The following is a 26,809-nucleotide window of genomic DNA, read 5'->3' as shown; positions in this document are numbered from 1 at the left end:
TGCGACCGCGAGCCCGGATCGTGTCGATGGCGGGGGCCGCCGACGACCCGGCGCGGCTGGCCGCCGACCGGGTGTGGGTCGTCGACCCGCTGGACGGCACGAAGGAGTCCCGGGCCGGCGGCCGGCACGACTGGGCGGTGCACGTCGCGCTGTGGGAGCGGGCGGCGGACGACCTGCCCGCCGGGGCGGTGGGGCTGCCCGCGCTTGGCGAGGTGCTCAGCACCGACCCCGCCCCGGTCGTCCCCCCGGCGGCCGACCGGCTGCGGGTCGCGGTGTCCCGCTCCCGGCCGCCCGAGGTGGCGCGGGCCGCGGCCGCCGCGCTGGACGCCGTCCTGGTGCCGCTGGGGTCGGCCGGCTACAAGACGCTGGCCGTGGTGCGCGGGGAGGCCGACGCCTACGTGCACGCCGGGGGGATGTTCCAGTGGGACTCCGCCGCACCCGTGGCCGTCGCCCGCGCCGCCGGGCTGTGGACGTCGCGGCTGGACGGGTCGCCGCTGGTCTACAACGCCCCCGACACGTGGCTGCCGGACCTGGTGGTCTGCCGCCCCGAACTGGCCGACCGGGTGCTGGCTGCCGTGCGCTGAGGGGCGTACCGGACACTGGTCGCCGGAATCCCCACCACGTCGATGTGGTTGGGAGGGTCCAGACCCCGTCCCCGATCCCCGGAGCACCCGCGCGTGATCACCACCGCCGACCTGCACCTGACCCAGCTGCAGACGCTCGAGGCCGAGTCCGTGCACGTCATCCGCGAGGTGGCCGCCGAGCTGGAGCGGCCGGTGCTGCTGTTCAGCGGCGGCAAGGACTCCATCGTCATGCTGGAGCTGGCCCGCAAGGCCTTCGCGCCGGCCCGCATCCCGTTCCCGGTCATGCACGTCGACACCGGGCTGAACTTCCCCGAGGTGCTCGCCTTCCGCGACCGCCGCGTCGCCGAGCTGGGCGTCGAGCTGGTCGTGGCCTCGGTGCCCGACGCCATCGCCGCGGGCACCGTGCGCGAGGAGCGGGGCGGGTCGCGCAACCGCATCCAGACCCCGGTCCTGCTGGACGCGGTGGAGCAGCACGGCTTCACCGCGCTGTTCGGCGGCGCGCGCCGGGACGAGGACAAGGCGCGGGCCAAGGAGCGGGTGTTCAGCTTCCGCGACGAGTTCGGCCAGTGGGACCCCAAGAACCAGCGGCCCGAGCTCTGGGACCTCTACAACGGCCGGATCCACCTCGGTGAGTCGATCCGCGTGTTCCCGCTGTCGAACTGGACCGAGCTCGACATCTGGAGCTACATCGCGCAGGAGGGGATCGCCATCCCGTCGCTGTACCTGGCGAGCCCGCGCGAGGTGGTCGACCGCGGCGGCATGCTCTACGCGGTCAACGAGTTCATCACCCCGCGGCCGGGCGAGACGGTGGTCCGCGAGTCCGTGCGCTACCGCACCGTCGGCGACGCGAACCTGACCGCGGCGGTCCGCTCGACGGCGACCACCGTCGAGGAGGTCATCGCCGAGATCGCGGTGACCCGGCTGACCGAGCGCGGCGCCACCCGGGGCGACGACAAGGTCAGCGACGCCGCGATGGAGGACCGCAAGAAGGAGGGCTACTTCTGATGACGACGCTCGAGGCCGCTGCCACGGAGATCGCCGCCGCCCGCAAGGACATCCTGCGGATCGCCACCGCGGGCTCGGTCGACGACGGCAAGTCCACCCTCATCGGCCGGCTGCTGTACGACTCCAAGGCCGTGTTCGAGGACCAGTACGAGGCCATCGCGCGGGCCTCGCGCGGCGACCACGTCGACCTGTCGCTGCTCACCGACGGCCTGCGCGCCGAGCGGGAGCAGGGCATCACCATCGACGTCGCCTACCGGTACTTCACCACCCCGCGCCGCACGTTCGTCCTGGCCGACACCCCCGGGCACGTGCAGTACACCCGCAACATGGTCACCGGCGCCTCCACCGCCGACCTCGCGATCGTGCTGGTGGACGCACGCAAGGGCGTGCTGGAGCAGTCCCGCCGGCACGCGTTCCTGGCCGCGCTGCTGCGGGTCCCGCACCTGGTGGTCGCGGTGAACAAAATGGACCTCGTCGGCTGGTCGGCCGAGGTGTTCACCGCGATCCGCGACGAGGCCACCGCCTTCGCCGACCGGCTGGGCGTCCCCGACGTCACCGTCGTCCCGATCTCGGCGCTGGCCGGGGACAACGTGGTGACCGCCTCGCAGCGGATGCCCTGGTACGACGGGCCCTCGCTGCTGCACCACCTCGAGGAGGTCGAGGTGGGCAGCGAGCTGGTGCGCACCGCGTTCCGGTTCCCCGTCCAGTACGTGATCCGGCCGCAGTCCGAGGCGCACCGGGACTACCGGGGGTACGCCGGGAGCGTGGCCAGCGGCGTCGTCCGGGTGGGGGACGCCGTGCAGGTGCTGCCGAGCGGGCGGACCACGACGGTGGCCGCGATCGACGGCCCGGCCGGCCCGCTGGAGGAGGCGTTCGCGCCGATGGCGGTCACCCTGCGGCTGGCCGACGACGTCGACGTCTCCCGGGGTGACCTGCTCTGCCCGGTCGGCGACACCCCGACCGTCACCCAGGACCTGGAGGCGGTGGTCTGCTGGATGACCGACGAGCCGCTGCGCGACCGCCGCAAGCTGGTGCTCAAGCACACCACGCGGTCGGTGCGGGCGATCGTGAGGTCCGTGCACCACCGGCTGGACGTCAACACCCTCGACCACGACGTCGAGGCCGGCCAGCTGGGCCTCAACGACATCGGCCGGGTCACCCTGCGCACCACGCAGCCGCTGTTCGTCGACGACTACGCCCGCAACCGGGCGACCGGCCGGTTCATCCTGGTCGACGAGGCCACCAACGCCACGGTCGGCGCCGGCATGCTGTGAGCCCCACCGAAGGTTGACCCGCGCGAACGCCCCTTGCTCCGTGCCGTGGCGCGGAGCAAGGGGCGTCGTCGCGGATGGACCCGTCAGGGCGGTGGGCTACGCCGCAGTGGACTCCGCGGTGCTGGCCCCGGTCTCGCCGGAGGCGACCTTGAGGGCGCGCTGGGTGAGCAGGCGGGCCAGGTGCGAGCGGTACTCGGCGTCGGCGTGCATGTCCGAGGACGGCGAGGTGCCCTCGGCGGCGAGCTCCGCGGCCTCCTCGATGCTCTTCCCCTCGGCCAGCGCGGCCTCCACGGCCGAGGCCCGCAGGACGACGCCGCCCATGTTCGCCAGCGCCACCCCGGTCGAGCCGTCGGGCAGGTGCACCGCGGCGGCGGCCACGATCGGCCAGTCGTTCTCCCGGCGGGTGAACTTCTCGTAGCCCCAGCCGCCGTCGCCGGTGCGCGGCACCCGCAGCTCGACCACGAGCTCACCGTCGGCCATCGCGGTCTCGAAGAACCCGAGGAAGAACTCGGTGATCGGGATGGAGCGCCGGCCCGACGGGCCCTGCACCACCACGGTCGCGCCGAGCGCCAGCAGCGCCGTGGGCAGGTCCGACGCCGGGTCGCAGTGCGCGACCGTGCCGCCGAGGGTGCCCTTGTGCCGGACCTGCCGGTCACCGACCCGCGAGGCCACGTGCGGCAGCAGCGGCACCTCGACCTGCGCGACCTCGGACTTCTCCAGCTCGTGGTGCCGGGTGGTGGCACCGATCGCCACCTCGTCGCCCTCGACCCGCACGTAGGACAGCTCCTGCACCCCGGAGATGTCGATCAGCACCGACGGCACGGCCAGCCGCAGCTTCATGATCGGCAGCAGCGAGTGCCCGCCGGCGAGGACCTTGGCGTCCTCGCCGTGCTCGGCCAGGGCGGCCACGGCCTCGTCGACCGTCGACACCCGCACGTACTCGAACGGCGACGGGATCACGCGGTCACCTCCTGCTTGGCCGTGGGGACCTGGCCGGCGGCCGGACCGGACTCGGCGGCCTTGAGCACTGCCCGCACGATGTTGTGGTAGCCGGTGCACCGGCAGAGGTTGCCCTCGATGCCCTCGCGGACCTCCCGGTCCGTGGGGTTCGGGTTGTCGGCCAGCACGCCCACGGCGGCCATGACCATGCCCGAGGTGCAGAACCCGCACTGCAGGCCGTGCTCGGACCGGAACGCGGCCTGCACGGGGTGCAGCTCGCCGTCCGGGCCGGCCAGCCCCTCCAGGGTGGTCACCTCGGAGCCCTCGGCCTGCAGCGCGAGCACCGTGCAGCTCTTCACGGTCAGCCCGTCGACGATCACGGTGCACGCACCGCAGGACGTCGAGTCGCAGCCGATGTTGGTCGCGGTCAACCCGAGGTTGTCGCGGAGGTGGTGGGCCAGCAGGGTGCGCGGCTCGACCTCGTCGGTCCGCTGCTGCCCGTTGACGGTCATCGAGACCTGCATCAGTTGGTGCTCCCCTTCTGGGCTTCGCGGATCGCGCGCCAGACGCGCATGGAGGTGGCGGGCATGTCGACGTGCCGGACGCCGAGGTGGGCGACCGAGTCGACGACGGCGGACTGCACCGCCGGGGTGGAGCCGATGGTCCCGGCCTCGCCGATGCCCTTGGCGCCGAGCGGGTTCATCGGGGTGGGCGTGGCCATCTCGACCAGCTCGAAGCTGGGCAGCTCGGTGGCCGAGACGAACGGGTAGTCGGCGAACGTCGAGGTCTGCGGGTTGCCGTCCTCGTCGTAGAGGATCTCCTCCAGCAGCGCCTGGCCGACGCCCTGCGCGATGCCGCCGTGCCGCTGCCCCTCGGCCAGCAGCGGGTTGATGATCGTGCCGGCGTCGTCGACGGTGACCAGCCGGGTGACCACGGCCTTGCCCGACTCCACGTCGGTCTCCACGACGGCGACGTGCGCACCGAACGGGAAGGTCGGCGCGTTGGCGGTGAAGGTGGTCTGCACGATCAGCTGCTCGTCGGCGGCCAGCTGGGCCCAGGTGACGCCCACACCGGGCGTGCCCCTGACCGACAGGCCGGCGTTGGCGAGGTCGACCTCGAGGTCGTCGGGGTTGGCCTCCAGCAGCTCGGCGGCGCGCTTGCGGGCCACCTCGACCAGCTCGACGGCGGCCTGGTGCACCGCCGCGCCGCCCTGCTGGAGGGAACGCGAGCCCATGGTGCCGCCGCCGTCGGGGATCCGGTCGGTGTCGCCGTGCAGCACGGTGATCTTCTCGACCGGGATGCCCAGCTGCTCGCTGGCCAGCATCGCCCAGGTGGTGGCGTGGCCCTGGCCGTGCGGCGAGGTGCCGGTGAGCACGGTCGCCGTCCCGTCGGCGTGGACCTCCAGCTCGGCGTTCTCCGAGGTCCCGTGGCCGGAGTCGGCGCCGGTGATCTCGACGTAGGCCGAGACGCCGATGCCCAGCTGCCGGACGTCGCCGCGCTCACGTCGACGGGCCTGCTCGGCCCGGAGCTCGGCGTAGCCGGCGGCCGCGAGCACGCGGTCGAGCGCGGCCTCGTAGTCGCCGCTGTCGTAGGTGGCGCCCGAGGAGGTGGTGACCGGCTCGGTGAAGGTCGGGATGAAGTTGACCCGGCGCACCTCGGCGGGGTCCATGCCGATCTCGGCGGCGAACAGGTCCATCGCCCGCTCGATCGCCGCGGTGGCCTCGGGCCGGCCGGCGCCGCGGTAGGCGCCGATCGAGGTGCCGTTGGTGGCGTAGCAGGTGGCCTGTGCGTGCACCTTGGGGATGTCGTAGACCGCGGCGGCCATGAGCATCGTCAAAGTGGGCAGCACGGTGCCGATGCGCGGGTAGGCGCCGCAGTCCTGGGTGACCTCGAGGCTGTAGGCGGTGACCTTGCCGTCGCGGGTGCCGCCGATGGTGACGACCTGGTCCTGGGCGCGGCCCTGGAGCATGCCGGTCATGTTCTCCGAGCGGCTCTCGGTCCAGCGGACCGGCCGGCCGGACCTCTGCGCCAGCCACGCGACGAACGCGTACTCCTGGTCGGCCCCGATCTTGGCGCCGAACCCACCCCCGACGTCGGGGGTGACCAGGTGGACCAGTGCGGGGTCCAGGCCCAGCCAGCCGGCGATCTGGCCCTTGGCCTGCTGCGCGCCCTGGTTGGTGCACCAGATGGTGACCCGGCCGTCCTCGCCCCACGCGGCGGAGGCGGCGCGGGTCTCCAGGGGTGCCGCGGCGACGCGCTGGTTGACGATCTCCCGGCGGACGACCACCTCGCAGTCGGCGAAGAAGTCCTCGGGGGCGGGCTCGCCGAACGCGGCCACCTTGTTCGTGCCGACCTCGGGGAAGAGCACCGTCTCGTCGGTGGCGGCGGCCTTGGTGGTGACGACGGCCGGCAGCGGGTCGATGTCGACCACGACCTGCTCGGCGGCGTCCTCGCCCTGGTAGCGCTCCTCGGTGAGGACGACGGCGACCAGGTCGCCCACGAAGTGCACGCGGCCGCCGACCGGGACCAGCCACGGCCGGGAGAAGCCGGCGTCCAGGAAGGGCAGCGGCGGGGGTACCGGCTGCAGGTCGCCGAGGTCCTCGGCGGTGTACACGGCCACCACGCCCGGGGCCTCCTTCGCCGCGGACACGTCGACCGAGGTGACGGTGCCGTGCGCGACGTTCGAGCGGACGAACGTCGCGTGCAGGGCGCCGGTGAGGCGCTCGTCGGTGAGGTCGTCGGTGTAGACCGCCCCACGGGTCAGGAACAGGGGGTCCTCCGTGCGGACGACCCGGGTGCCGAGGATGCTCATGCGCTCGCTTCCGTAGCTCAGACGACGGGTGGAACGCGCCCCGCGGACGGGGTGCTCGGCGTCACTCTCGCACGGTGCGTGTGAGCGGGACCACCCTGGTCGGCACCCGGTGCCACTCCCGTGGTCGACTGGCCCTCGTGCAGGCGGCGCAGGCGACCCGGGGACGCCTGCTGCTGGTGGTGGTCGCGGTCGTCGTCGTGGCGCTCAACCAGCGGCCGGCCGTGGTGGGCGTGGCGCCGGTGCTGGGCCAGCTGCGGGCCGACACCGGTCTGTCCAGCGCCCTGGCCGGCCTGCTGACCGCGCTGCCGGTGCTGTGCTTCGGCGTCTTCGCACCGGTGGCGCCGCAGCTGGCCCGGCGGGTCGGCCTGGGGACGGCGGTCGCGGCGTCGCTGGTGCTGCTGGCCGCGGGGACGGCGCTGCGCCTGCTGCCGCCGGTGGTCGCCCTCTACGCCGGCACCGTCGTGGCCGGGGGCGCGATCGCGGTGGCCAACGTGCTGGTGCCCGCCTACGTCAAGCGGGAGTTCGCCGAGCCCGGCCTGGTGATGGGCGTGTACTCCGCCGCGCTCAACGTCGGTGCCGCGCTGGCCGCCGGGCTCACGGTGCCGATCGGCGCGGCGCTGGGGTGGGACTGGCGCGGGGCGCTGGCGGTCTGGGGGTTGCTCGCCGTCCTCGCGCTGGCGGTGTGGCTGCCGGTGGCCGGGACCGGCCGGGTCGCGCGGGTGGGGGCGCCGGGCCCGTCGTGGGGGCTGCTGCGGCACGGGCTGGCGTGGCGGGTGACGCTGTTCCTGGGCATGCAGAGCACCCAGTTCTACGGCTTGAGCGCGTGGCTGCCCACGCTGCTGGTGGACGCCGGCCTCCCGGCGGCCGAGGCCGGGCTGCTGCTGGCGGTGGCCACGGTGACCGGCGCGGTCGGCGCGTTCCTGGGCCCGACGCTGGCCGGGCGGCTGCAGGTGCGCGGCGGGGGCAGCGGTCGCTGGTCGGGGTGGTGCTGGCCTGCTACGTCCTGGGGCTGGGCGGCCTGCTGCTGTCGCCGGGCGCCGGCGCCGTGGTGTGGGTCTCGCTGTTCGGGGTGGCGCAGGGCGGCGGGTTCGCGCTGGGGCTGACGCTGGTGGTGCTGCGCAGCGCGACCCCGCTGACCGCGGCCCGGATGGGCGGGGTGGCGCAGTGCCTGGGCTACCTGGTGGCCTCGACCGGGCCGGTAGCGCTGGGCGCGCTGCACGACCTCACGGGTGGGTGGTCGTGGTCGGTCGGGCTGCTGCTCGTGCTGCTGGTGCCGATGGCCTGGGCGGGGTGGGGCGCGGCCCGCGCCGTCGTCCTGCCGGAGGCGGCGCGGGCCTGAGGGTCACTCGGTCGGGTCGGGGGCCTCGGACGGGTCGCCGTCCCAGTCCTTGCCGGCGTGCTGCGCGTTGACCGAGGCGCTGTCGGTCTGCTCGGCGACGGCCTCGACCATCTCGCGGTCGCTGACCCCCTCGCCGGCGGTGTGCGTCTCGTTGCTGGTCTCGCTCATCGCGGTGCGGCTCCTTCGTCGGTGGACGTCCTGCCGGACCCTCCCCGCCGACGCCTCACCGCAAACCGCCCGACAGAGCCGGGCATGGTGCGCCCACTGGGCATTCCGCGACCGGAATGCCCACTGCGCGCACCCTGCTAGCGGCTGATCAGGTCGACGCACGCCTGGCGAAGCGCCGGGAGCCCGGCGAGGCAGCGATCGCGTCGCGCCGCCAGGTCCGCGGAGTCCCGGACACCGGTCAACCCGGCGGCCAGGTCGGCGAACGGTGCGCCGTCCCCCCGCCCGAGCGCCACCGCGCACCGGGCCGCCGAGACGACCGTCCAGAAGACCGCCTCGCGGTGCAGACCGGCGTCCACCAGCTCCGCGCCGCCGCGCAGCGCCACTGCGCGCGCCCACGCCGAGAGGTCTGCGGCGAAGGGCAGGTCCGCATCGTCGACCCCGTCCGCCGGCCACGCGGCGGCCAGGTCGCCGAGGGCCGCACGCACCGCAGCGGGCCCGGGGTCGTGCGGTACCAGCAGCCCGGTCAGCCACTCGTGGGTGCCGGCGTCGAGCACCTCCCGCGCGGCGGCGTACCTGCGGCGGACCGTCGGGGTGCGCAGGGCAGCCACCAGCGGCGCCTGGGTGGGCAGGCTGATCGGGAACACCCACCCGAGGACGGCGGCAGCCCACGAGTCGGCCGGTCCGGCGGTAGCCAGGCGGTGCCGCACCAGCTGCAGCACGTCGTCCACCCGGCCCAGGACGGCGTCCGGCGCGGTGAACCCCGGTGCGATGCGGTCCTCGAGCCGCCGCGGCGCGCCTGTCGGGTCGGCGAGCACGAACCCGCCGCGGAAGGACGGCGCCAGCCAGTGCGTGCGGGCCACCCGCTCCTCGTCTGCGAGCTCGGCGACGTCCAGCAGGGTGGTCTCCACGACCAGCTCGCCGATGCGGACCTTGCGTCGTCCACCCGTCGTCCCGACGAGCACCACGGTGACGTCGATGTCGGAGGTCGCAGGCACCTCGTCGTCCGGCTCGAGGTCGGTGACCGAGCCGGCGAGGAACGCCCCGCGGAGAGCCGGGTCGCCCGACCATCGATCGAGGACGGCGTCCGCGGCCGCCGCGACGGCCTCGGCTGCCCTCATGCACCCACCCCCGGGATGATCATCGTCTGGTGCAGGCAGGACACGGCGGGCGTCGGCGCGTCTGAGCTGCGGATGACGATGATCAACGGGGCGGGGGTCAGCCGAGGGCGTCGATCGCCTTGTGGATGCGCTGCTCGCTGACCGGACGGGGCGTGCCGACCGCCTGGGCGAACAGGCTGACCCGCAGTTCCTCGACCATCCAGCGGATCCGCACCACCGGGTCGTCCGGGCCACCGACCGCGGGCACGCGACCGCGGACCTCCAGGTACTCGGCCCACACGGCCTCGACCTGGGCCTGCCCCAGCGCGTCGCGGGCGGCGTTGGCCGGCAGCTTCTCCAGCCGCACCGCCATCGCCCTCAGGTAGCGGACGACGTCGGGGAGCCGCCGGCGCCCGGTCGCGGCGACGAAGCCGCGGTGCAGCAGCCCGGTCATCTGGGCCCGCAGGTCGGCCACCGCGACGGCGGGCACGCCCCGGCCGGGTGCGGCGCCGATCGCGATCGCGGTCTCGCGGGCCTGGGTCAGCACCGCCTCCACCCGGCGCACCACCTCGGCGGTCAGCGTGTGCAACTGGGTGCGCGAGGCCTCGACCAGTGCGTCGAAGGCCTCCTGGGTGCGCGGTGGGCCGCCGTGCAGCGCGACCAGCTCGTCGGCGGCGGCGTCCACGCAGTCGGCGACCAGGTCGGGGATCTCGCCGTCCGGGTTGAACTGCAGGGCCAGCCGGCTGCGGGGCGGCAGCGACTTGACCACCTTCGCCGCCGGTGACCCCACGGCGAGCAGCAGCAGCCGGCGCGCCCCGGCCCAGCTCAGCCGCGAGGCCTCGGCCGCCGTCGGCACCACCCGCACGCCGACCGTGGCGCCCTCGTCGACCAGGGCCGGGTAGGCGGTCACCAGGTGGCCCTGCCGGTCGACCTGCACCGTCCCCGGCAGCGTGCCGAGCGTCCAGGTGGTCAGGCCGGTGCGGGAGACGTCGGCCGAGGCGCGGGCCAGCGCCCTGCGCGACTCCCCCGCCACCTGCGCCCGCAGCGCGTCGAGGTCCTTGCCGGTGGCGAGGGTCCGGTCGCGGTCGTCGAGCACCCGGAAGGTGGCCCGCAGGTGGTCGGGCACCGACGACGGCGACCACGCGTCGGGGGGCACCTGCACGGCCACCGCGCGGCGGATCTCCCGCTCCAGGGCCGGCAGCAGGGGCTCGGTGGGGTCGATGTGCGGCAGCACCTCGCGCACCCGGTCCGGGATCGGCACCAGGCCGCGGCGCAGCTGCTTGGGCAGCCCGCGCAGCAGCGCCGTCACCAGCTCCTCGCGCTGCCCGGGGACCGTCCAGGCCAGCGACGCGCCCGAGGTCTCCGCCGCCACGGTGTCCAGCACGCCCAGCGGGACGTCCACGGTCACGCCGTCGTCCTCGGCGCCGGGGTCGAAGGCGTAGGACAGCGGCAGCACCAGGCCGTGCGTCAGGTGCACCTCGTCGGGGAAGTCCCCGGCCCGCACCTCCTCGGCGACCGCGGCGTCGGTGACCATCTCCGGGGTGAGGTCGAGCAGGTGCGGGTCCTGCCGGCGGGCCTGCTTCCACCAGGTGTCGAAGTGCCGGGTGGAGACGACCTCGGCGCCGATGCGGGCGTCGTAGAGCTCGAAGACCGTCTCGTCGTCCACCCGCAGGTCCCGGCGCCGGGCCCGCTCCTCGAGCTCGGCGACCTGGGCCAGCACCCCCTGGTTGTGCGCCCAGAACCGGTGGTTGGTGTGCCACTGGCCCTCGACGAGGGCGTGCCGGATGAACAGCTCGCGGCTGAGCACCGGGTCGATCGAGCCGTACTGCACGCGCCGGCCCACCACGAGCGGGATGCCGTAGAGGGTGACCCGCTCGGTGGCCACGACCGACCCGCGCTTGGCGTCCCACCGGGGCTCGGAGTACTGCCGCTTGACCAGGTGGTCGGCCAGCCGCTCGATCGTGTCGGGATCGACCCGGGCCACGGTCCGGGCGAACAGCCGGCTGGTCTCCACCAGCTCGCCGGCGACCACCCACCGCGGCGGCTTGCGGGTGAGCACCGAGCCGGGTGCGATGACGAACTTCGCGCCGCGGGCGCCCAGGTACTCCCGCGAGCCGCGCCGCTTGTCCCCCGGAGAGGCGTCCTTGCCCAGGTCCTGCTGCAGGCCGACCTGGGAGAGCAGGCCCGACAGCAGCGCCGCGTGCACGCCGCGCTCGTCGGGCTCGGCCGCCAGGTCGCCGGTGGTCATCCCGAGCCGGCGGGCGGTGCCGCGCAGCTGGCCGTGCAGGTCCTGCCACTCCCGGATGCGCAGCCAGTGCAGGTACTCACGCTTCACGGTGCGGCGGAACTGGTTGCCGCTCAGCTCGGACTGGCGGTCCACCAGGTAGCGCCAGAGGTTCAGGATCGAGAGGAAGTCCGAGTCCTCCGCGGCGAACCGGGCGTGCAGCTGGTCGGCGGCGGCCTGCGCGTCGGCGGGGCGCTCCCGCACGTCCTGCACGGTGAGCCCCGCGGCGATGACCAGCACCTCCTCCAGCACCCCGCGCCGGTCGGCCTCCACCACCATGCGGGCCAGCCGGGGGTCCAGCGGCAGCGCGGCCAGCGCCCGGCCGGTCTCGGTGAGCCGGCCGTCGCGCAGCGCCCCCAGCTCGTCGAGCAGGGCGTACCCGTCGGCCACCGCGCGGCGGTCCGGCGGGTCCAGGAACGGGAAGTCCTCCACCGCACCGAGGCCGAGGGAGGCCATCTGCAGCAGCACCGAGGCCAGCGACGTCCGCAGGATCTCCGGGTCGGTGAACTCCGGCCGGCTCTCGAAGTCCTCCTCGCTGTACAGCCGGATCGCGATGCCGTCCGAGGTCCGGCCGCAGCGGCCCGAGCGCTGCCGGGCCGAGGCCTGGCTGATGTCCTCGATCGGCAGCCGCTGCACCTTGGTGCGCGCGGAGTACCGGCTGATCCGGGCGGTGCCGGGGTCGACGACGTAGCGGATGCCGGGGACGGTCAGCGACGTCTCGGCGACGTTGGTGGCCAGCACGATCCGCCGGCCCGTGTGCGGCTGGAAGACCTTGTGCTGGTCGGCGGCCGACAGCCGGGAGTAGAGCGGCAGCACCTCCGCCTGCAGGGCGGCGTCCCCGAGCGCGTCGGCGGTGTCGCGGATGTCCCGCTCGCCGGCCAGGAACACCAGGACGTCGCCCGGGCCCTCGGCGACCAGCTCGCGGCAGGCGTCCACGATCGCCGTCACCTGGTCGCGGTCGGGGTCCGCCTCCGCGTCGTCGGGGTCCACGACCGGCCGGTAGCGCACCTCGACCGGGTAGGTCCGCCCGCTGACCTCGACCACCGGGGCGTCGCCGAAGTGCTTGGCGATGCGGTCGACGTCGATGGTCGCCGAGGTGATGACGACCTTGAGGTCGGGGCGGCGGGGCAGCAGCTGGGCCAGGTAGCCCAGCAGGAAGTCGATGTTCAGCGACCGCTCGTGCGCCTCGTCGACGACGATCGTGTCGTACTGGCGCAGCAGCCGGTCGCGCTGCACCTCGGCCAGCAGCACGCCGTCGGTCATCAGCTTGACCAGGCTCGTGTCGCTGACCTGGTCGGTGAACCGCACCTTGTAGCCGACCACCTCGCCCAGCGGCGAGCCCAGCTCCTCGGCGATCCGCTCGGCGACCGTGCGGGCGGCGATCCGGCGCGGCTGGGTGTGCCCGATGCGGCCGCGCACGCCGCGGCCCAGCTCGAGCAGGACCTTGGGCAGCTGGGTGGTCTTGCCCGACCCGGTCTCGCCGGCCACCACCACGACCTGGTGGTCCCGGATCGCGGCGGCGATGTCGTCCCGACGTCCGCTGACCGGCAGCTGCTCGGGGTAGGTCACGGCCGGGACGGCGGCCGCGCGGGCGGCGATGCGGGCCTCGGCCCGCACGACGTCGGCGGCGAGCTGCTCGCGCTTGCGGGCGCGGGCGGCGGGGTCGCGCACCCCGCGCAGCTGGTCCAGCCGCCGGCGCAGCCGGTGCTCGTCGTCGAGGGTCAGCGCGGGCAGCCGGGACCGGAGGTCGTCGGTCTCGGCAGGCACGCCCTCCAGGGTCGCACCCTCCCGCCACCCGGTTGCCGGTGCGGACGACGACCAGTTGCGCACATCACATCAACATGCACGCCGCAACGAATTGCATGTACCCAGCAACGAGTTGTACCGTCCAACCGTCCCGCCACCGCGGGACGGTCCCTCCCCTCCCCCGGAGCGTTCGTGCCCGACTCCCTCCTGGCCCCCGCCCCGCGCGCGCCCGGCCCGGGCGACCGGCGCGGGGACGTGCACACCGTGTCCGACCAGATGGCCCGCCTCATGCGGGTCATCCACGCGCTCAAGACCGCCGTGACCGCCGGTGGCGACTCCCGCGAGCGGGCCGCCCACGTGCTGCTGTTCCCGCTGGTGCGCCTCGGGCCCCAGCGGCAGAGCGCCCTGGCCGAGATGGTCCACGCCGACCCCTCCACGGTCAGCCGGCACGTCACCGTCCTGGTCGACGCCGGTCTCGTCCAGCGGGTCGCCGACGCCCACGACGGCCGCGCCAGCCAGCTGGTGATCACCCCGGCCGGCGAGGACGTCGTCGCCGCGATGCACCGCGAGCGCGAGGCGCTGTTCGAGTCGGTGACCGCCGACTGGTCCGACGAGGACCTCACCACCTTCGGCGACCTCCTGGAGCGCTTCGTCGGCGACCTCGCCGACGCGCTCCCGGGCGTCGCCGCCACCCTGTCCCGCCCCACCCCCGAGAAGGACCGATGACCCAGACCACCGACCGCGCGGAGCCCTCCGCCGGCGCCCGGGCTGCGGCCGCCGCACCCGGTGCCGACGGCACCTTCACCCACCGCCAGATCATCACCATCCTCATCGGCCTGCTGCTCGGCATGTTCCTGGCCGCGCTGGACCAGACCGTCGTCTCCACGGCCATCCGCACCATCGCCGACGACCTGCAGGGCTACGACCTGCAGGCCTGGGCCACCACGGCCTTCCTCATCACCTCCACGATCGCCACCCCGCTCTACGGGAAGCTGTCGGACATCTACGGCCGGCGACCGTTCTTCCTGTTCGCCATCGCGGTGTTCGTCATCGGCTCCGCGCTGTGCGGCATCTCCACCTCGATGTACGAGCTCGCCGCGTGGCGGGCCGTGCAGGGCATCGGCGCCGGTGGCCTGATGTCGCTGGCGCTGGCGATCATCGCCGACATCGTGCCGCCCCGGGAGCGCTCGAAGTACCAGGGCTACTTCATGGCCGTCTTCGGCACCTCCTCGGTGCTCGGCCCGGTCATCGGTGGCGCCCTGGCCGGGCAGGACTCGATCCTGGGCCTGGACGGCTGGCGCTGGATCTTCTGGGTCAACGTCCCGCTGGGCATCCTCGCCCTGGCCGTGGTCTTCAAGAACCTGCACCTGCCGCACACCCGGCAGAGCCGGCGCATCGACTACCCCGGCGCGCTGACCCTCATCGCCTTCCTGGTGCCGCTGCTGATCGTCGCCGAGCAGGGCCGCACCTGGGGCTGGGCCTCGACCAGCGCCGTCGTCTGCTACGTCATCGGCGCGGTCGGCTTCGTCGCCTTCGTGCTGGCCGAGCGGGCCTACCGCGACGACGCGCTGCTGCCGCTGCGGATGTTCAAGAACCGGACGTTCTCCGTCAGCGCGGTCAGCTCGGTCGTCGTCGGCATGGGCATGTTCGGCGGTCTGCTGCTGCTGCCGCAGTACCTGCAGATCGTGCACGGCTCCTCGGCCACCGAGGCCGGCCTGCAGATGATCCCGCTCGTGCTGGGCATCATGACCGGCGCGATGAGCTCTGGCATCGTGATCGGCAAGACCGGCAAGTACAAGAAGTTCCCGCTCATCGGCCTGGTGCTGATGATCGCGGCGCTGACCTCGCTGTCCTTCGTCGTCGGCGCGGACACCAACTACTGGCTCATGGTGCCCTTCATGGTCGCGATGGGCGTCGGCCTGGGCTTCAACTTCCAGCCGATCATCCTGGCCGTGCAGAACGCCGTCAGCCCCCGCGAGATCGGCGTGGCCACCTCCTCGGTGACCTTCTTCCGCCAGATGGGCGGCACCCTGGGCACCGCGATCTTCCTCTCGGTGCTGTTCACCCGGCTGCCCACCGACATCGGCAACTCGATCAGCTCGGCCGCGGCCAGCGACCCGCAGGTCGCCCAGGCCGTGCAGAGCGGGCAGCTGCCCGCGGGCGGCAGCGCCCTCTCGGACACCTCGTTCATCTCGCAGCTGCCGGACTTCCTCGCCCGCCCGTTCAAGGACGGGTTCTCCACCTCGATCGACTTCGTGTTCCTGCTCGCCGCGATCGTCCTGGTCGTCGGGCTGGTCGTGCTGTTCTGGCTGCCGCAGGTCCCCCTGCGCAACCAGTCCGGCGTCCAGGCCCGGGCCGCGGGTGCGGCGGAGGGTGCGCCGACCGCCGACGCCCCCGCCGAGCAGCCGGCCACCGTCGCGGCGAACGCCGCCGGCGCGGCAGCACCCACGTCCAGTGCCGCGACCGACAGCACCACCGACACCGGCCGGCACGCCGTCGTGACCGACCAGCCGGTGGGCAGGCACGAGGACCTCGGGGCCGAGCACGGCAAGCACGAGGGGGACGACGGCCGACCCACCGGGCTGGCCAGCATCCCCGCCGACCACCTGCCCGCCGACCAGATACCGGCCGGTCGCCCGAAGGCCTGACCTCCCGGCCGCCCCGTCGATCATGGGGTTGTCGCCGCCGGACCGCCGCCCACCGGCGCGTCCGGCGGCGACAACCCCATGATCATGTGCGGGGTCGGCGCCGATGGGCCAGGGTTCCCCCATGGGTGATCCCTCGTTCCCCGGGTTCGACGTGCTCGACCTCGACGTGGAGCACCCGCTCGGGGGCACCCGGGTGCACGCCGTCACCGGGGGCGAGGGGCCGCCGCTGCTCCTGCTGCACGGCTACCCGCAGACCCACGCACTGTGGGCCGGGATCGCCCCCGACCTGGCCCGTGACCACACGCTGGTCGTCCCCGACCTGCGCGGCTACGGCGACTCCGGCAGGCCCGCGGACGCCGCGGACCACGCCCCGTACTCCTTCCGCGCCATGGCCGCCGACGTCGCCGCACTGATGGCGCACCTGGGCCACGAGGCCTACGCGGTGGTGGGCCACGACCGCGGCGCCCGGGTCACCCACCGGCTGGCCCTGGACCACGCCGACCGGGTCACCCGCGCCGCCGTCCTCGACGTGCTGCCGACAGCGCACGTCTACGACCACGTCGACCGACGGCTCGCCACGGCCTACTACCACTGGTTCTTCTACCTGCAGCCCGCCCCGCTGCCGGAGAACCTGATCGCCGGCGACCCGACCGGCTACCTGCACAGCCTGCTCGGCGGCTGGGGCGGGCCGCTGGACGCGCACTCCCCCGCGCAGCTGGCCGAGTACGAGCGCTGCTTCGCCGACCCGGCCACCCGGCACGCGATGCTCGAGGACTACCGGGCCGGCGCCTCGGTCGACCTGGAGCACGACGCGGCCGACGCCGCCGCCGGACGCCGGGTGACCTGCCCGCTGCTGGTGCTGTGGGGTGGGCGCAGCGTGGTGGGCACCGGCCCCGACGACGTGCTGGCGGTCTGGCGCGAGCGCGCGGCCCGCGACGACCTGGTCACGGGCCGGCCGGTGGACGCCGGCCACTTCCTCGTCGACGAGGCGCCGGAGCAGACCCTCGACGCGCTGCGGGGCTTCCTGCAGGCCTAGCCTCGGGCCATGCGCGCATCACTGGTGATGTCCCGTCGCGACCTGGACTTCCTGCTGCACGAGTGGCTGCAGGTCGAGCAGCTGACCAAGCGGGAGCGGTTCTCCTCGCACGACCGCGGCACGTTCGACGCCGTCCTCGACCTGGCCGCCGAGATCGCCGTCGAGCACTTCGCCCCGCACAACCGGGCCGCCGACGAGCACGAACCGCACGTCGTGGACGGCAAGGTCGTGCTCGTGCCCGAGGTGGCCGCGGCGCTCAAGGTGTTCGGCGAGGCCGGGTTGGCCGCGGGCACGCTGCCCGAGGAGCTGGGTGGCATGCAGCTGCCGCAGGTGGTGAGCAAGGCCGCGACGGTGTGGTTCCAGGCCGCGAACGTGGGCAGCTCGGCCTACCCGTTCCTCACCATGGCCAACGCGCACCTGCTGCTCGCGCACGGCAGCCCGGAGCAGGTCGAGACCTACGTCCGCCCGATGGCCGAGGGCCGCTGGTTCGGCACCATGGCGCTGTCCGAGCCGCAGGCCGGCTCGAGCCTGGCCGACATCACCACGAAGGCGCAGCCGCAGGAGGACGGCTCCTACCGGCTCACCGGCACCAAGATGTGGATCTCCGGCGGCGACCACGAGCTCAGCGAGAACATCGTCCACCTGGTGCTGGCGAAGATCCCCGGCGGACCGGCGGGCGTGAAGGGGATCAGCCTGTTCGTCGTCCCCAAGTTCCTGCCCGAGGGGGACGGCGTCGGCGAGCGCAACGACGTCGTGCTGGCCGGGCTGAACCACAAGATGGGCTACCGCGGGACGACGAACACGCTGCTCGCCTTCGGCGAGGGCGTGCACACCCCGGGCGGGCGCCCCGGCGCCGTCGGTTGGCTGGTCGGCGAGGAGAACCGCGGACTGGCCGCGATGTTCCACATGATGAACGAGGCCCGGGTGGGCGTCGGGCTCGGCGCGACGGCGCTGGGCTACACCGGTTACCTGCACGCGCTCGACTACGCCCGCACCCGCACCCAGGGCCGGCCGCCCGCCGGCAAGGACCCGCTGGCGCCGCCGGTGGCCATCGTGGAGCACAGCGACGTCAAGCGGATGCTGCTGGCGGCCAAGAGCTACGTCGAGGGTGGCCTGGCGCTGGGGCTGTACTGCGCGAAGCTGGTGGACGAAGAACAGACTGCGCAGACCTCCGGCGAGCGCGAGCAGGCGCACACGCTGCTCGAGGTGCTCACCCCGATCGCGAAGAGCTGGCCCTCGCAGTGGGGGCTGGCCGCCGACGACCTGGCCATCCAGGTGCACGGCGGCTACGGCTACACCCGCGACTTCCCGGTCGAGCAGTTCTACCGGGACAACCGGCTGAACCCCATCCACGAGGGCACGGTGGGCATCCAGGGCCTGGACCTGCTGGGCCGCAAGGTCGTGGCCGGCGGCGGCGAGGGCCTGCGCCTGCTGGCGGAGACCATCGGGGCGACGACGGCGCGGGCAGCCGGCACGGAGTGGGCCGACCTGGCCGCCGACGTCGACGCCGCGGTGGCCCGGGTGGGCGCGGTGACCCAGACCCTGTGGGGGGCCGGGGACCCGGACGTGACCCTGGCCAACGCCACGGTCTACCTGGAGGCGGTGGGCCACGTCGTGGTGGCCTGGCTGTGGCTGGAGCAGGTGCTCGCCGCCGGGGACGGCGAGGGCGACTTCTACGCCGGCAAGCGGGCCGCGGCCCGGTACTTCCAGCGCTACGAGCTGCCGCGGACCGGGCCGCAGCTGGACCTGCTGGCGAGCCTGGACCGGACGACGCTGGACGCCGACCCGGCCTGGCTCTGACGGGTCAGGCCGACAGGGACTCCGCGGCGGCGGCGTGCCGGCCGCGGGGGGTGGGGGCGACGGCGGTGCGCTTCTCGGTCTCGTAGCGGGACGTCGACTGCGTCCCCATCGCGATCACCAGGGCGGTCAGCAGCAGGAAACCCACGAGGGTCACGACCGGCCACAGCAGCATCGGGTTGGTCCCCATCCTCTCGAGAACCCGGCGGAGGACCCGCCGGTACGTCATCCGTGACGTCCACTGCCCGCATCTTCGGCAACCGAACCCCGCATCACCCAGAAGCCAGGTGAAGATGAGGTAACGGTGCTCACAGTCCCGGACGGCGTGGTCCCATGCGGGGGTCAGGCTACCGATGTCGACCAGGAGGTCCCGTGACCCGCGAAGCCCCGCGCGCCGGGGTGCTGGTGCTCACCCTGGCGCTGGCGGTGACGACGCTGTCGTTGCTGCAGTCGCTGGTGGTGCCCATGCTCCCGGTCATCGGCGCGCAGCTCGGCGTGGGGGCAGGTGCGGCGGGCTGGGTGCTGACGGCGAACCTGCTCGCCGCCGCCGTGCTCACACCGGTGATCGGCCGGCTCGGCGACACCCTGGGCGAGCGGCGGGTGGTGCTCGGCGTCCTGGTGGTCATCAGCGCGGGCACGCTGCTGGCGGTGCTGACGACGTCCCTGCCGGTGCTGCTGGTCGCCCGGGTGCTGCAGGGCGCCTCGTACGGGCTGTTCCCGCTGTCGATCTCCATCCTGCGCCGGGAGCTGCCGGCGCAGCGGCTGACCGTGGCCATGTCGGTGGTGTCCAGCACGCTGGCCGTGGGCGGGGTCATCGGCCTGGTCGTCACCGGTCTGCTGACCCGCGACGGCGGGGACTACCACCACCCGTTCTGGCTGGGGCTGGCCATCGCGCTGGTGTCGCTGGCGCTGGCGGCGTGGGCGCTGCCCGACCGGCCGGCCAACGCGACCGGCGGGGTGGACTGGTGGGGCGCGGTGCTGCTGGGGGCCGGGCTGGTGCTGCTCCTGCTGCCGCTGTCGCAGGGCCACACCTGGGGCTGGGGGTCCCCGGCCACCCTGGGCTGCCTGGCCGGGGCGGTCGTCGTGCTGGTCGGCTGGGTGCTGCTGCAGCGCCGCCGCACCCACCCGCTGGTCCGGCCACAGCTGCTGGCCGACCGCCGGATGCTGGTGCCCAACGTCGCCGGGCTGATGACCGGGTTCGGCCTGTTCGCCTCGTTCCTGGCGGTCACCCAGTTCGTGCAGGTGCCGGCCGCGGCGGGGTACGGCTTCGGCGCGTCCACCCTGGAGGCGGCGGTGGTCTACCTGCTGCCCGGCGGCGTCGCCGGGATCGTGCTGGCCCCCTTCGCCGGGCAGGTGGTCGCCCGGATCGGCGGGGAGACCACGCTGATGATCGGGGCGGCGTCCGGGCTGGCCGGGTTCGTCCTGTTCGCGCTGGCCCGGTCGCTGCCGTGGGTGGTGGTGCTGGTCGGGCTGCTGACCCAGCTGGCGGTGACGGTGGCGTTCGCGGCGCTGCCCGCGCTGGTGGTGCAGGCGGTCGACGCCGGCGAGACCGGCGTGGCCAACGGGGTCAACTCCATCACCCGGTCGGTCGGCAGCGCGCTGGCCAGCGCCCTCATCATCACCGTCGTGGCCGGGTCCGCCGACGCGAGCGGGTTGCCGTCGGCGGGGTCGTTCACCGTCGTCGCCCTGCTGGGTGGCGGCAGCGCGCTGGTCACCGGCGTCGCGGCGCTGTGGGGCCGGCGGGGCACCCGACGGCCCGACGAGCTCGCCGACGTCGAGGCGGCGACCGCGTGCGCGGGCGAGTGGTCGCCGGTGAGCGGGATCCGCTAGCCCCGGTCGGCGGACCGGCGCATCGACCACATCTGCGCCGGCCGCTCGAACTGGGTCGCGACCTCCCAGGTGACGTGCGGCGGGCCGGTCTCCTTGCGGAAGTTGGCCACCGCGACGCGGGCCAGCTCGGGGTCGGCGGCCACCCGCGCGGCGAACTCGCGGGCCCGGGGCTCGACCTCGTCGGCGGGCAGCGCCGCCCAGGCCAGGCCCAGCTCGGCGGCCCGCGTCCCGCTGACCTCCTCCCCGAACAGCGCCATCGCCGCCGCGGCCTCCCGGCCGACGAGCCGGGACAGGATGACGAAGTGCCCGCCGCCGGGGTGCAGACCGCGCTTGAGGAAGCCGCAGATCAGCCGGGCGTCGTCGGCGACCACCCGCAGGTCGGCGGCCAGCAGCATGTTCATGCCCGCGCCCACGGCCGACCCCCGGACGGCGGCGACGGTCGGCACCCGCACCTGGCCCAGCCGGTAGAAGGAGTCGTAGATCGCGCCCATCCCGTCCCAGGCGGGGCCGGCGGCGGGGTCCTTCCCCGCGTCGAGCAGGGTCTGCACGTCGCCGCCGGCGCAGAAGCTCCTGCCGACGGCGGTGAGCACCAGCGCGCCGACGTCGTCGCGGGCGTCGACCTCCTCGAGCACCGCGATGAACTCCGCGGCCATCGCGGGGGTCAGCGCGTTGCGCCGGTCGGGGGCGTTGAGGGTGACGACGGCGACGCCGCCGTCCACCTCCAGGAGGACCTCGTCGTCAGCCATGCCGGAGATCAGACCACGCCGGTCCGGCACCCGCGCCTGGACGGCCGTGCTGGAATACGCCATCGGGGACGGAGGGAGGCACGTGGTCGACGACGTCGAGGTGCCCGCGTCCCAGACGCTGGACCGGGGCATCCGGGTGCTGGAGCACCTGGCCACCACCCGCACCCCCCAGTCCATCGCCACCGTCGCGGCCGCGGTGGGCGTGCACCGGTCGGTGGCCTACCGGCTGCTGCGCACGCTGGAGGCGCACCGGCTGGTCGAGCGGGACGCCGAGGGCAGCTACGGCGTGGGCCTGGGCGTGGTCGGGTTGTCCCGCGCGGTGCGCCGCACGCTGCAGGCCGCAGCCACCCCGGAGCTGGCCCGGCTGGTGCAGCAGCTGGGCATGACCGCGTTCCTCGTGGTCCGCGACGGCGCGGAGGCGGTCACCGTCAACGCCGTCGAACCGCGTGACTCCCCCGCGCACGTGGCGTTCCGGCCGGGCAACCGGCACCCGGTCGAGCTGGGCGCCACCGGCCAGGCCCTGCTCATCCCGGAACCGCCCTCGGCCGACGACCGCCCCGAGCTGGTGGCCGCCCGCGCGCGCGGCTGGGCGTCGTCCCTGGGCGAGGTCATCCCGGGCATGCGGGCCGTCGCCGCGCCGGTCCGCCGTCCCGACGGCCCGGCGGCCGGCGCCCTGGCGGTCATCTTCGTGGACCAGACCGTCGACGACGAGGTGGTCGGCCCGGTGCTGGTGACCGCCGCGGACCGGGTCTCCGACGCCCTGGGTTGAGGCCCCCGACGGCGGGGGTAGGGCGGCGGGACCGATCGCGCCATCGACGACGGGAGCCGCCGTGCACCTGCTGGTCCTGGGCGGGGGTGGCTTCCTGGGCCACTACGCCGTCACCGCCGCGCTGGGCCGCGGCCACGAGGTCACCGTGCTCGACCGGTCGGGGGAGAGCCCGGTGGAGCACGCCGTGGTGCTCACCGGCGACCGGGACGGCGACCTGTCCGCGCTGGGTTCGGGGACCTGGGACGCCGTCCTGGACACCGCCGTGGACACCCGGCCCGGTCCGACGGCGGTCCGGCGCACCGCCGAGGTGCTGAGGGACCGGGTGGGCACGTACTGCTCGGTGTCCGCGCTCGCCGACCGGGCCGCGGCCGGGGAGCTGCTGGCCGGGGCCTTCGGTGACCGGGTGCTGCTGGCGGGGGTGGGCACGCTCGTCGGTCCCCGTGACCCCTCCGACCGGTTCGGCTACTGGCCGCTGCGGTTGGCCCGCGCCCGCGAGGGGACCCGGCCCGACCCGGTGCTCGTGCCCGGCGACCCCTCGCGCCGGGTGGAGTACGCCGACGTGCGGGACGTCGCCGACTGGCTGGTGCAGCTGCTCGACGACGGCGCGACCGGTGTGCACGACGCCGTCGGGCCGGGGCGGCCGGACACCCTGGGGGAGGTCATCGCGGCCTGCGAGACCGGGGCCGGGTCGACCACCGAGCACGTCGAGCTGGTGTGGGCCGATGAGGGCTGGCTGCACGACCAGCTGCACGACGTGCCGGTGGACCGGCGACCGCTGTGGTTCCCCGACGGCAGCGCCCCCCGGGAGGACGAGCACCGGGGCGGCGGCCTGACCTCCCGGCCGATGGCCGAGACCGCCCGGGACACCGTGCAGTGGGCCTGGGACCACGCGCTGTCCGGCGGCCTGACCGCGGGTCTGACCGCCGAGCGGGAGCAGGAGCTGGTCCGGGCCTGGCGGTCGCGCTGACTACCGTGCAGGCATGACCGAGCCCGCCGAGGACAAGCCCAAGACCCCTGTGTGGTGGACGGCGGTGCCGGTGCTGGTGGGCGCCTACGCCGTCTACGGCCTGGCCCGCGGTGACACCGGGTCGATCTGGCCGTGGGGGGACCTCATCGTCCTCGCCGTCGCCCTGGTGCTGCTGGGGATCGTGCTGGCGCCCCGGTTGCGCGGTCGCCGCTGACCGCGTCGGGGAACGAGCGGTCCCCGAACAGCACGGCCCTCGCCAGCGCCCGCCCGGGCGGGGTGGCCAGCAGCGGGAACCCGGCCTCCACCAGCCCGGGTGAGCGGACGGCGGCCAGCGCCCGCCGCAGGGCGATCCGGCCCCGGAAGGTCCGCCGCAGCGCCGCGCCGTCGTAGCCGACCGGGGTCGTGCCGGCGCGCAGAGCGGTGTCCAGGACGTCGACGGCCTGCGCCGCCTGGCGCAGGCAGGGGTCCAGGCCGCCGGCGGTGAGCGGGGAGACCGCGCCGGACGCGTCACCGACCAGCAGGCCCTCGGGCGAGCTGATCCGGCGCAGCAGACCGCCGACCGGGATGGGCCCGCCGCGGCGCTCGGCGTCCGCGGGCACGGTGTGGTGCAGGCCCGGTGCGGTGGCGGCGACGCTGCGCAGCGCGGCGGTGAGGCCCTGCGGGTAGCGGTCGGGGTAGCCCGCGGTGCCGACGTGCACGTGCTCGCCGTCGTCGACCACCCAGGCCAGGTAGCCCGGGGCGAGCACCGGGTCGAGCACGCAGTGGAAGGCCGGCGGGCGGTCGTGCCGGGGGACGGCGAACACCACCTCGGCACCCACCAGCAGGTGCCGGTTGCGGTCCAGGCCGAGCTCCGCGGCCACCCGGGAGCGGGCGCCGTCGGCCCCGACCAGGAACCGGGCGCGCACGGTGCGCTCGCCGCCCGGGCCGGCCAGCCGCCAGCCGTCGCCGTCCCGGCCCAGGAACCGGGTGGCCAGCGAGATGCGGACACCGGCCTCGACGGCGTCCCGCGCGGCGGCCAGGTACAGGCCGGCCATGTCCCCGACCCGGTACTCGGTGCGGGGGCTGTCCAGCACGACCGCACGGCGACCCGAGGGCGGGTGCAGCACCACCCGGCTGATCGGCGGGCCGAGGTGGGCCTGCGGCAGCGGGAAGTCGGCGAGCGTGCGGGCCACGAAGATGCCGGTGGTGCGCACCGCTCCGTCCAGCCGCGAGCGCCGGTCCACGAGGGTCACCGCGTGGCCGCGGCGGGCCAGCCCAGTGGCGGTGTGCAGCCCGGCCAGGCCCGCGCCGATCACCAGGACGTCGGTCACGAGACCACCTCGGCGTCCTCGTCCACCCAGTGCAGCAGGTCACCGGGCTGGCAGTCGAGCACCCGGCAGATGGACTCCAGGGTGCTGAACCGCACGGCCTTGGCCCGGCCGTTCTTCAGCACCGCGACGTTGGCGGGGGTCAGGCCGACCTTCTCGGCGAACTCGCCCACGCCCATCCGGCGCTCGGCCAGCAGCACGTCGATGCGCACGACGATCGGCATCAGATGACCTGCTCGAGGTCGCTGCGCAGCTCGGTGGCCTGGCGCAGCAGCGACCGCAGCACCAGCACGACCAGCTCGACGACGACGATGCCCAGCAGCACGACGAACAGCAGCAGCGGCAGGCCCGGGTCGGTGGCGTTGATGCCGACGAGCAGGAACCCGGCGGCGAACACCGCTCCCCCGCACGCCGTCGCGCGCACGACGACGTCCACCCAGCGCAGCGCGTCGGTGGTGAAGATCGCGTCGCGCTCGACCATGCCGAGCAGCTTCCAGGTCGCGACCAGCACGACCTCGAACCCGAGCAGGGTGCCGCCGGCGACCAGGGTCAGCGGCCAGCGCAGCCAGGCGAGCTCGGCATCGACCCGGGCCATGGAGGCGAACTGCCCGGGGAAGGAGAACAGCTGCAGCACCAGCACGACCCCGAACAGGGCGACCAGGAAGACGCGGAGCAGCGGGACCACCCGCAGACGAGGCATGCATCGACCATCGATCGAAACCTATCGAATGTCAATAGCCCACGCCGTCGGCGTCGTGATCACCACGGCTCGGCTGCTGCCTCAGCCGGGGGGACACCGCAGCCGACCCGAGCTGACCGTGCTGCACGAGGTGGGCCCCGTGGGGATCGAACCCACAACCCGCGGATTAAAAGTCCGCTGCTCTGCCAGTTGAGCTAGAGGCCCGCGCCCTCGAGCCTACGGGGGCGCCGCCGGACGGCGAGTGTGCAGTTGGCGGGGTCCCCGGGGCGCTCCGGACCCGGGAACTGCACAGTCGCGGGTGCACGATGGGCCGGTGATCCTGCCGCCGGTGCGCGACCCCCGGATGGTCACGGTGCGCCGCGGCGGGACGCTCACCGACGAGCACCACCACCTGCTCGCGCTGTGGGCGGCCGCGTGCGCCGAGCGGGTGCTGCCGCTGTTCGCGGCCGAGCGCCCCGACGACACCCGGCCGTCCGACGCACTGGCCGCCGTCCGCGCCTGGACCCGCGGCGACCTGCCGATGATGGCCACCCGCGCCGCCGGCGGGCACGCGATGGGGGCCGCCCGCGACCTGCGGGGCGCCGCCCGGTTCGCTGCCTACGCCGCCGGCCAGGCCGCGGTCGTGGCGCACGTCGCCGAGCACGACCTGGGCGCCGCCGCGTACGCGATCAAGGCGGTCCGCGCCGCCGGGGGCCCGGACGCAGGACGCCGGGAGCGCGACGCGCAGCGCACCCTGTTGCCCGCCGCCGTCCGGGACCTGGTGCTGGACGACCAGGCACGGCGCGACGCCCTGTGCTGGTCCGTCTTCGGTGCCTGATCACCCAGCGTGGTCGGCGCACCGCCCGTCACCCGTCCGGGGCCGCAGCAGCACCGATCGAGGGATGCCGTGACCACGCAGGGTCACCTAGCGTCGTCCGGGTCCCCGCACAGGTCCTGCAGAGAGCGAGCACCCCCGCATGCCCGGCAAGCACCAGGTCTCCACGACCCGGCCGCTGGTCCAGGGCCGGGTGCTGCCGCCCCGCCCCCGCCTGCTCACCCGGCTGGGTCGGCACCGTGCGCAGCCGGCCGCGCCGTCCACCGCACGGTTGCTGGTGCTCGTCCCCGCCCAGGACGCCGAGCGCACGATCGCCGCGTGCCTGCGCTCGCTGCAGGCGCAGACCCGGGTCCCCGACCGCGTCGTGGTGCTCGCCGACGACTGCCTCGACGACACCGAGGAGATCGCCCGCGGGTTCGCCGGCGTCACCGTCCTGCGCACCGTGGAGAACCCCGACGGACGTGCGGGCGCGCTGACCACGGGCTGGCGCCGCTTCCGCACCGGTGCCGACCTGGTCGCCGTCGTCGACGCCGACACCGTGCTCGCCCCCGACTGCCTGGAGCAGCTGGAGCGCACCCTCGCCGGCCGCCCGGGCGGGGTCGTCGCCCGCTACGGCGTCGACCAGGAGCTCGGCTCCACCCCGGTCGCCCGCCGGCTGGTCCGCCGCGACCCCGCCGAGCTGGCTGACTGGACGCTCGGCGCGCTGCGCGGGGAGCGGGCGGAGTACGCCCTCGACGGGCAGGTCGGGCTCTACGACGCCTCCGCGCTGCACGCCGTCACCGACCGCCGCGGCACGCCCGGCCCGTGGGACCTGCTGGACGGGGACCCCGAGCTGCTGCGCGACCTGCGCCGCGTCGGTGCCCCGGTGGCCACCAGCCCCGCCGCCCGCGCGCACGCCGGACCGGTGCTGACCGTGCCGGCGCTGGCCCGCCGCCGCCGGGTCCGCG

26 protein-coding genes and 1 tRNA gene are annotated in these 26,809 nt (G+C 74.7%); 15 read left to right on the top strand and 12 right to left on the bottom strand.

The window, feature by feature from the left end:
- From NH342_RS12850 to NH342_RS12840, 3 genes are all read left to right on the top strand, one after another.
- Positions 1–584, top strand: a 584-nt coding sequence (locus NH342_RS12850; RefSeq protein WP_253015272.1) for an inositol monophosphatase family protein, incomplete at its 5' end; no start/stop codon positions are given.
- Between the two features lie 96 nt (positions 585–680).
- The gene (gene cysD, locus NH342_RS12845; protein ID WP_308200651.1) at positions 681–1,589 is read left to right on the top strand and encodes a sulfate adenylyltransferase subunit CysD; all 909 of its coding nucleotides are present in this window, start codon (positions 681–683) and stop codon (positions 1,587–1,589) included.
- Entirely contained in the window at positions 1,589–2,863 is a 1,275-nt protein-coding gene (locus NH342_RS12840) for a sulfate adenylyltransferase subunit 1 (RefSeq protein ID WP_253015270.1), read from the top strand. Before cysD ends, NH342_RS12840 begins: the two co-directional genes overlap by 1 nt.
- Before the next feature lie 96 nt (positions 2,864–2,959).
- Here the strand turns inward: NH342_RS12840 and NH342_RS12835 are convergent, their stop codons facing one another.
- From NH342_RS12835 to NH342_RS12825, 3 genes are read right to left on the bottom strand one after another with little or no spacing between them, the layout of a single operon-like run.
- Positions 2,960–3,823: a xanthine dehydrogenase family protein subunit M gene (locus tag NH342_RS12835; RefSeq protein WP_253015269.1), complete on the bottom strand. Its 864-nt coding sequence runs from the start codon at positions 3,821–3,823 to the stop codon at positions 2,960–2,962.
- Complete coding sequence (locus NH342_RS12830; protein WP_253015268.1) at positions 3,820–4,326, bottom strand: (2Fe-2S)-binding protein; 507 nt, start codon at positions 4,324–4,326, stop codon at positions 3,820–3,822. Before NH342_RS12830 ends, NH342_RS12835 begins: the two co-directional genes overlap by 4 nt.
- On the bottom strand, positions 4,326–6,614 hold the full coding sequence (locus tag NH342_RS12825; RefSeq protein WP_253015267.1) for a xanthine dehydrogenase family protein molybdopterin-binding subunit: 2,289 nt from the start codon (positions 6,612–6,614) through the stop codon (positions 4,326–4,328). The genes NH342_RS12830 and NH342_RS12825 overlap by 1 nt, the downstream gene beginning before the upstream one ends.
- 80 nt (positions 6,615–6,694) lie before the next feature.
- Between NH342_RS12825 and NH342_RS12820 the strand changes: the two genes are divergently transcribed.
- Together NH342_RS12820 and NH342_RS12815 are read left to right on the top strand one after the other, a co-directional pair.
- A complete protein-coding gene (locus NH342_RS12820) occupies positions 6,695–7,717 on the top strand; it encodes an MFS transporter (RefSeq protein ID WP_253015266.1) in 1,023 nt (340 codons plus the stop codon).
- Positions 7,684–7,953: a hypothetical protein gene (locus NH342_RS12815; RefSeq protein WP_253015265.1), complete on the top strand. Its 270-nt coding sequence runs from the start codon at positions 7,684–7,686 to the stop codon at positions 7,951–7,953. The genes NH342_RS12820 and NH342_RS12815 overlap by 34 nt, the downstream gene beginning before the upstream one ends.
- 3 nt (positions 7,954–7,956) lie before the next feature.
- Here the strand turns inward: NH342_RS12815 and NH342_RS12810 are convergent, their stop codons facing one another.
- The 3 genes from NH342_RS12810 to hrpA form a co-directional block, all read right to left on the bottom strand.
- The gene (locus NH342_RS12810) at positions 7,957–8,121 is read right to left on the bottom strand and encodes a hypothetical protein (RefSeq protein WP_253015264.1); all 165 of its coding nucleotides are present in this window, start codon (positions 8,119–8,121) and stop codon (positions 7,957–7,959) included.
- 137 nt (positions 8,122–8,258) lie between these two features.
- Positions 8,259–9,239: a hypothetical protein gene (locus tag NH342_RS12805; RefSeq protein WP_253015263.1), complete on the bottom strand. Its 981-nt coding sequence runs from the start codon at positions 9,237–9,239 to the stop codon at positions 8,259–8,261.
- 97 nt (positions 9,240–9,336) lie between these two features.
- The gene (gene hrpA / locus NH342_RS12800) at positions 9,337–13,269 is read right to left on the bottom strand and encodes an ATP-dependent RNA helicase HrpA (protein ID WP_253015262.1); all 3,933 of its coding nucleotides are present in this window, start codon (positions 13,267–13,269) and stop codon (positions 9,337–9,339) included.
- Between the two features lie 171 nt (positions 13,270–13,440).
- Here hrpA and NH342_RS12795 point away from each other — a divergent pair, with 171 nt between their 5' ends.
- From NH342_RS12795 to NH342_RS12780, 4 genes are all read left to right on the top strand, one after another.
- Positions 13,441–13,974, top strand: a complete 534-nt coding sequence (locus NH342_RS12795; protein WP_253015261.1) for a MarR family transcriptional regulator — start codon at positions 13,441–13,443, stop codon at positions 13,972–13,974.
- Positions 13,971–15,896: an MDR family MFS transporter gene (locus NH342_RS12790; protein ID WP_253015260.1), complete on the top strand. Its 1,926-nt coding sequence runs from the start codon at positions 13,971–13,973 to the stop codon at positions 15,894–15,896. The genes NH342_RS12795 and NH342_RS12790 overlap by 4 nt, the downstream gene beginning before the upstream one ends.
- Positions 15,897–16,017: 121 nt before the next feature.
- Positions 16,018–16,932: an alpha/beta fold hydrolase gene (locus NH342_RS12785; protein WP_253015259.1), complete on the top strand. Its 915-nt coding sequence runs from the start codon at positions 16,018–16,020 to the stop codon at positions 16,930–16,932.
- A gap of 9 nt (positions 16,933–16,941) precedes the next feature.
- Positions 16,942–18,732 (top strand): acyl-CoA dehydrogenase, encoded by a 1,791-nt coding sequence (locus NH342_RS12780; RefSeq protein WP_253015258.1) that lies wholly within the window; start codon positions 16,942–16,944, stop codon positions 18,730–18,732.
- 4 nt (positions 18,733–18,736) lie between these two features.
- Here NH342_RS12780 and NH342_RS12775 read toward each other — a convergent pair whose 3' ends face one another.
- Entirely contained in the window at positions 18,737–18,904 is a 168-nt protein-coding gene (locus tag NH342_RS12775; RefSeq protein ID WP_253015257.1) for a hypothetical protein, read from the bottom strand.
- 197 nt (positions 18,905–19,101) lie between these two features.
- Between NH342_RS12775 and NH342_RS12770 the strand changes: the two genes are divergently transcribed.
- Entirely contained in the window at positions 19,102–20,559 is a 1,458-nt protein-coding gene (locus NH342_RS12770; protein ID WP_253015256.1) for an MFS transporter, read from the top strand.
- On the opposite strand, the gene NH342_RS12765 is transcribed toward NH342_RS12770, so the two are convergent.
- On the bottom strand, positions 20,556–21,305 hold the full coding sequence (locus NH342_RS12765; RefSeq protein WP_253015255.1) for an enoyl-CoA hydratase/isomerase family protein: 750 nt from the start codon (positions 21,303–21,305) through the stop codon (positions 20,556–20,558). The two genes, NH342_RS12770 and NH342_RS12765, sit on opposite strands and share 4 nt — an antisense overlap.
- 82 nt (positions 21,306–21,387) lie before the next feature.
- On the opposite strand from NH342_RS12765, the gene NH342_RS12760 reads away from it, so the two are divergent.
- The 3 genes from NH342_RS12760 (at position 21,388) to NH342_RS12750 (ending at position 23,255) form a co-directional block, all read left to right on the top strand.
- Positions 21,388–22,074, top strand: coding sequence for an IclR family transcriptional regulator (locus NH342_RS12760; RefSeq protein ID WP_253015254.1), 687 nt, complete (start codon positions 21,388–21,390; stop codon positions 22,072–22,074).
- A 61-nt stretch (positions 22,075–22,135) separates the two neighbouring features.
- Positions 22,136–23,041: an NAD-dependent epimerase/dehydratase family protein gene (locus NH342_RS12755; protein WP_253015253.1), complete on the top strand. Its 906-nt coding sequence runs from the start codon at positions 22,136–22,138 to the stop codon at positions 23,039–23,041.
- A gap of 13 nt (positions 23,042–23,054) precedes the next feature.
- Positions 23,055–23,255: a hypothetical protein gene (locus NH342_RS12750; protein ID WP_253015252.1), complete on the top strand. Its 201-nt coding sequence runs from the start codon at positions 23,055–23,057 to the stop codon at positions 23,253–23,255.
- Here NH342_RS12750 and NH342_RS12745 read toward each other — a convergent pair.
- The 4 genes from NH342_RS12745 to NH342_RS12730 form a co-directional block, all read right to left on the bottom strand.
- Positions 23,185–24,351, bottom strand: coding sequence for an NAD(P)/FAD-dependent oxidoreductase (locus NH342_RS12745; protein WP_253015251.1), 1,167 nt, complete (start codon positions 24,349–24,351; stop codon positions 23,185–23,187). The genes NH342_RS12750 and NH342_RS12745 overlap by 71 nt on opposite strands.
- Entirely contained in the window at positions 24,348–24,572 is a 225-nt protein-coding gene (locus tag NH342_RS12740; protein WP_253015250.1) for a helix-turn-helix transcriptional regulator, read from the bottom strand. Before NH342_RS12740 ends, NH342_RS12745 begins: the two co-directional genes overlap by 4 nt.
- Positions 24,572–25,048: a DUF2975 domain-containing protein gene (locus NH342_RS12735; protein ID WP_253015249.1), complete on the bottom strand. Its 477-nt coding sequence runs from the start codon at positions 25,046–25,048 to the stop codon at positions 24,572–24,574. The genes NH342_RS12740 and NH342_RS12735 overlap by 1 nt, the downstream gene beginning before the upstream one ends.
- A 131-nt stretch (positions 25,049–25,179) precedes the next feature.
- A tRNA-Lys gene (locus NH342_RS12730) sits at positions 25,180–25,252 on the bottom strand.
- Positions 25,253–25,361: 109 nt separating this feature from the next.
- On the opposite strand from NH342_RS12730, the gene NH342_RS12725 reads away from it, so the two are divergent.
- Both NH342_RS12725 and NH342_RS12720 read left to right on the top strand, forming a co-directional pair.
- Positions 25,362–25,865: a putative immunity protein gene (locus tag NH342_RS12725; protein WP_253015248.1), complete on the top strand. Its 504-nt coding sequence runs from the start codon at positions 25,362–25,364 to the stop codon at positions 25,863–25,865.
- 139 nt (positions 25,866–26,004) lie between these two features.
- Positions 26,005–26,809 (top strand): glycosyltransferase family 2 protein (locus tag NH342_RS12720; RefSeq protein ID WP_253015247.1); only part of this gene is annotated, 805 nt, incomplete at its 3' end.

The organism is Klenkia sp. PcliD-1-E, from assembly GCF_024124375.1.
Taxonomy (GTDB): Bacteria; Actinomycetota; Actinomycetes; order Mycobacteriales; family Geodermatophilaceae; genus Klenkia.
This window is presented reverse-complemented; position numbering and strand designations above follow the sequence as displayed.

Excerpts from the sequence above, each read along its gene's own strand:
- NH342_RS12830 (WP_253015268.1), bottom strand. The coding sequence starts at position 4,326 with ATGCAGGTCTCGATGACCGTCAACGGGCAGCAGCGGACCGACGAGGTC.
- NH342_RS12805 (WP_253015263.1), bottom strand. The coding sequence starts at position 9,239 with ATGAGGGCAGCCGAGGCCGTCGCGGCGGCCGCGGACGCCGTCCTCGAT.
- NH342_RS12840 (WP_253015270.1), top strand. The coding sequence starts at position 1,589 with ATGACGACGCTCGAGGCCGCTGCCACGGAGATCGCCGCCGCCCGCAAG.
- NH342_RS12810 (WP_253015264.1), bottom strand. The coding sequence starts at position 8,121 with ATGAGCGAGACCAGCAACGAGACGCACACCGCCGGCGAGGGGGTCAGC.
- NH342_RS12735 (WP_253015249.1), bottom strand. The coding sequence starts at position 25,048 with ATGCCTCGTCTGCGGGTGGTCCCGCTGCTCCGCGTCTTCCTGGTCGCC.
- NH342_RS12785 (WP_253015259.1), top strand. The coding sequence starts at position 16,018 with ATGGGTGATCCCTCGTTCCCCGGGTTCGACGTGCTCGACCTCGACGTG.
- NH342_RS12775 (WP_253015257.1), bottom strand. The coding sequence starts at position 18,904 with ATGCTGCTGTGGCCGGTCGTGACCCTCGTGGGTTTCCTGCTGCTGACC.
- NH342_RS12780 (WP_253015258.1), top strand. The coding sequence starts at position 16,942 with ATGCGCGCATCACTGGTGATGTCCCGTCGCGACCTGGACTTCCTGCTG.
- NH342_RS12765 (WP_253015255.1), bottom strand. The coding sequence starts at position 21,305 with ATGGCTGACGACGAGGTCCTCCTGGAGGTGGACGGCGGCGTCGCCGTC.
- NH342_RS12825 (WP_253015267.1), bottom strand. The coding sequence starts at position 6,614 with ATGAGCATCCTCGGCACCCGGGTCGTCCGCACGGAGGACCCCCTGTTC.
- NH342_RS12740 (WP_253015250.1), bottom strand. The coding sequence starts at position 24,572 with ATGCCGATCGTCGTGCGCATCGACGTGCTGCTGGCCGAGCGCCGGATG.
- NH342_RS12790 (WP_253015260.1), top strand. The coding sequence starts at position 13,971 with ATGACCCAGACCACCGACCGCGCGGAGCCCTCCGCCGGCGCCCGGGCT.
- NH342_RS12750 (WP_253015252.1), top strand. The coding sequence starts at position 23,055 with ATGACCGAGCCCGCCGAGGACAAGCCCAAGACCCCTGTGTGGTGGACG.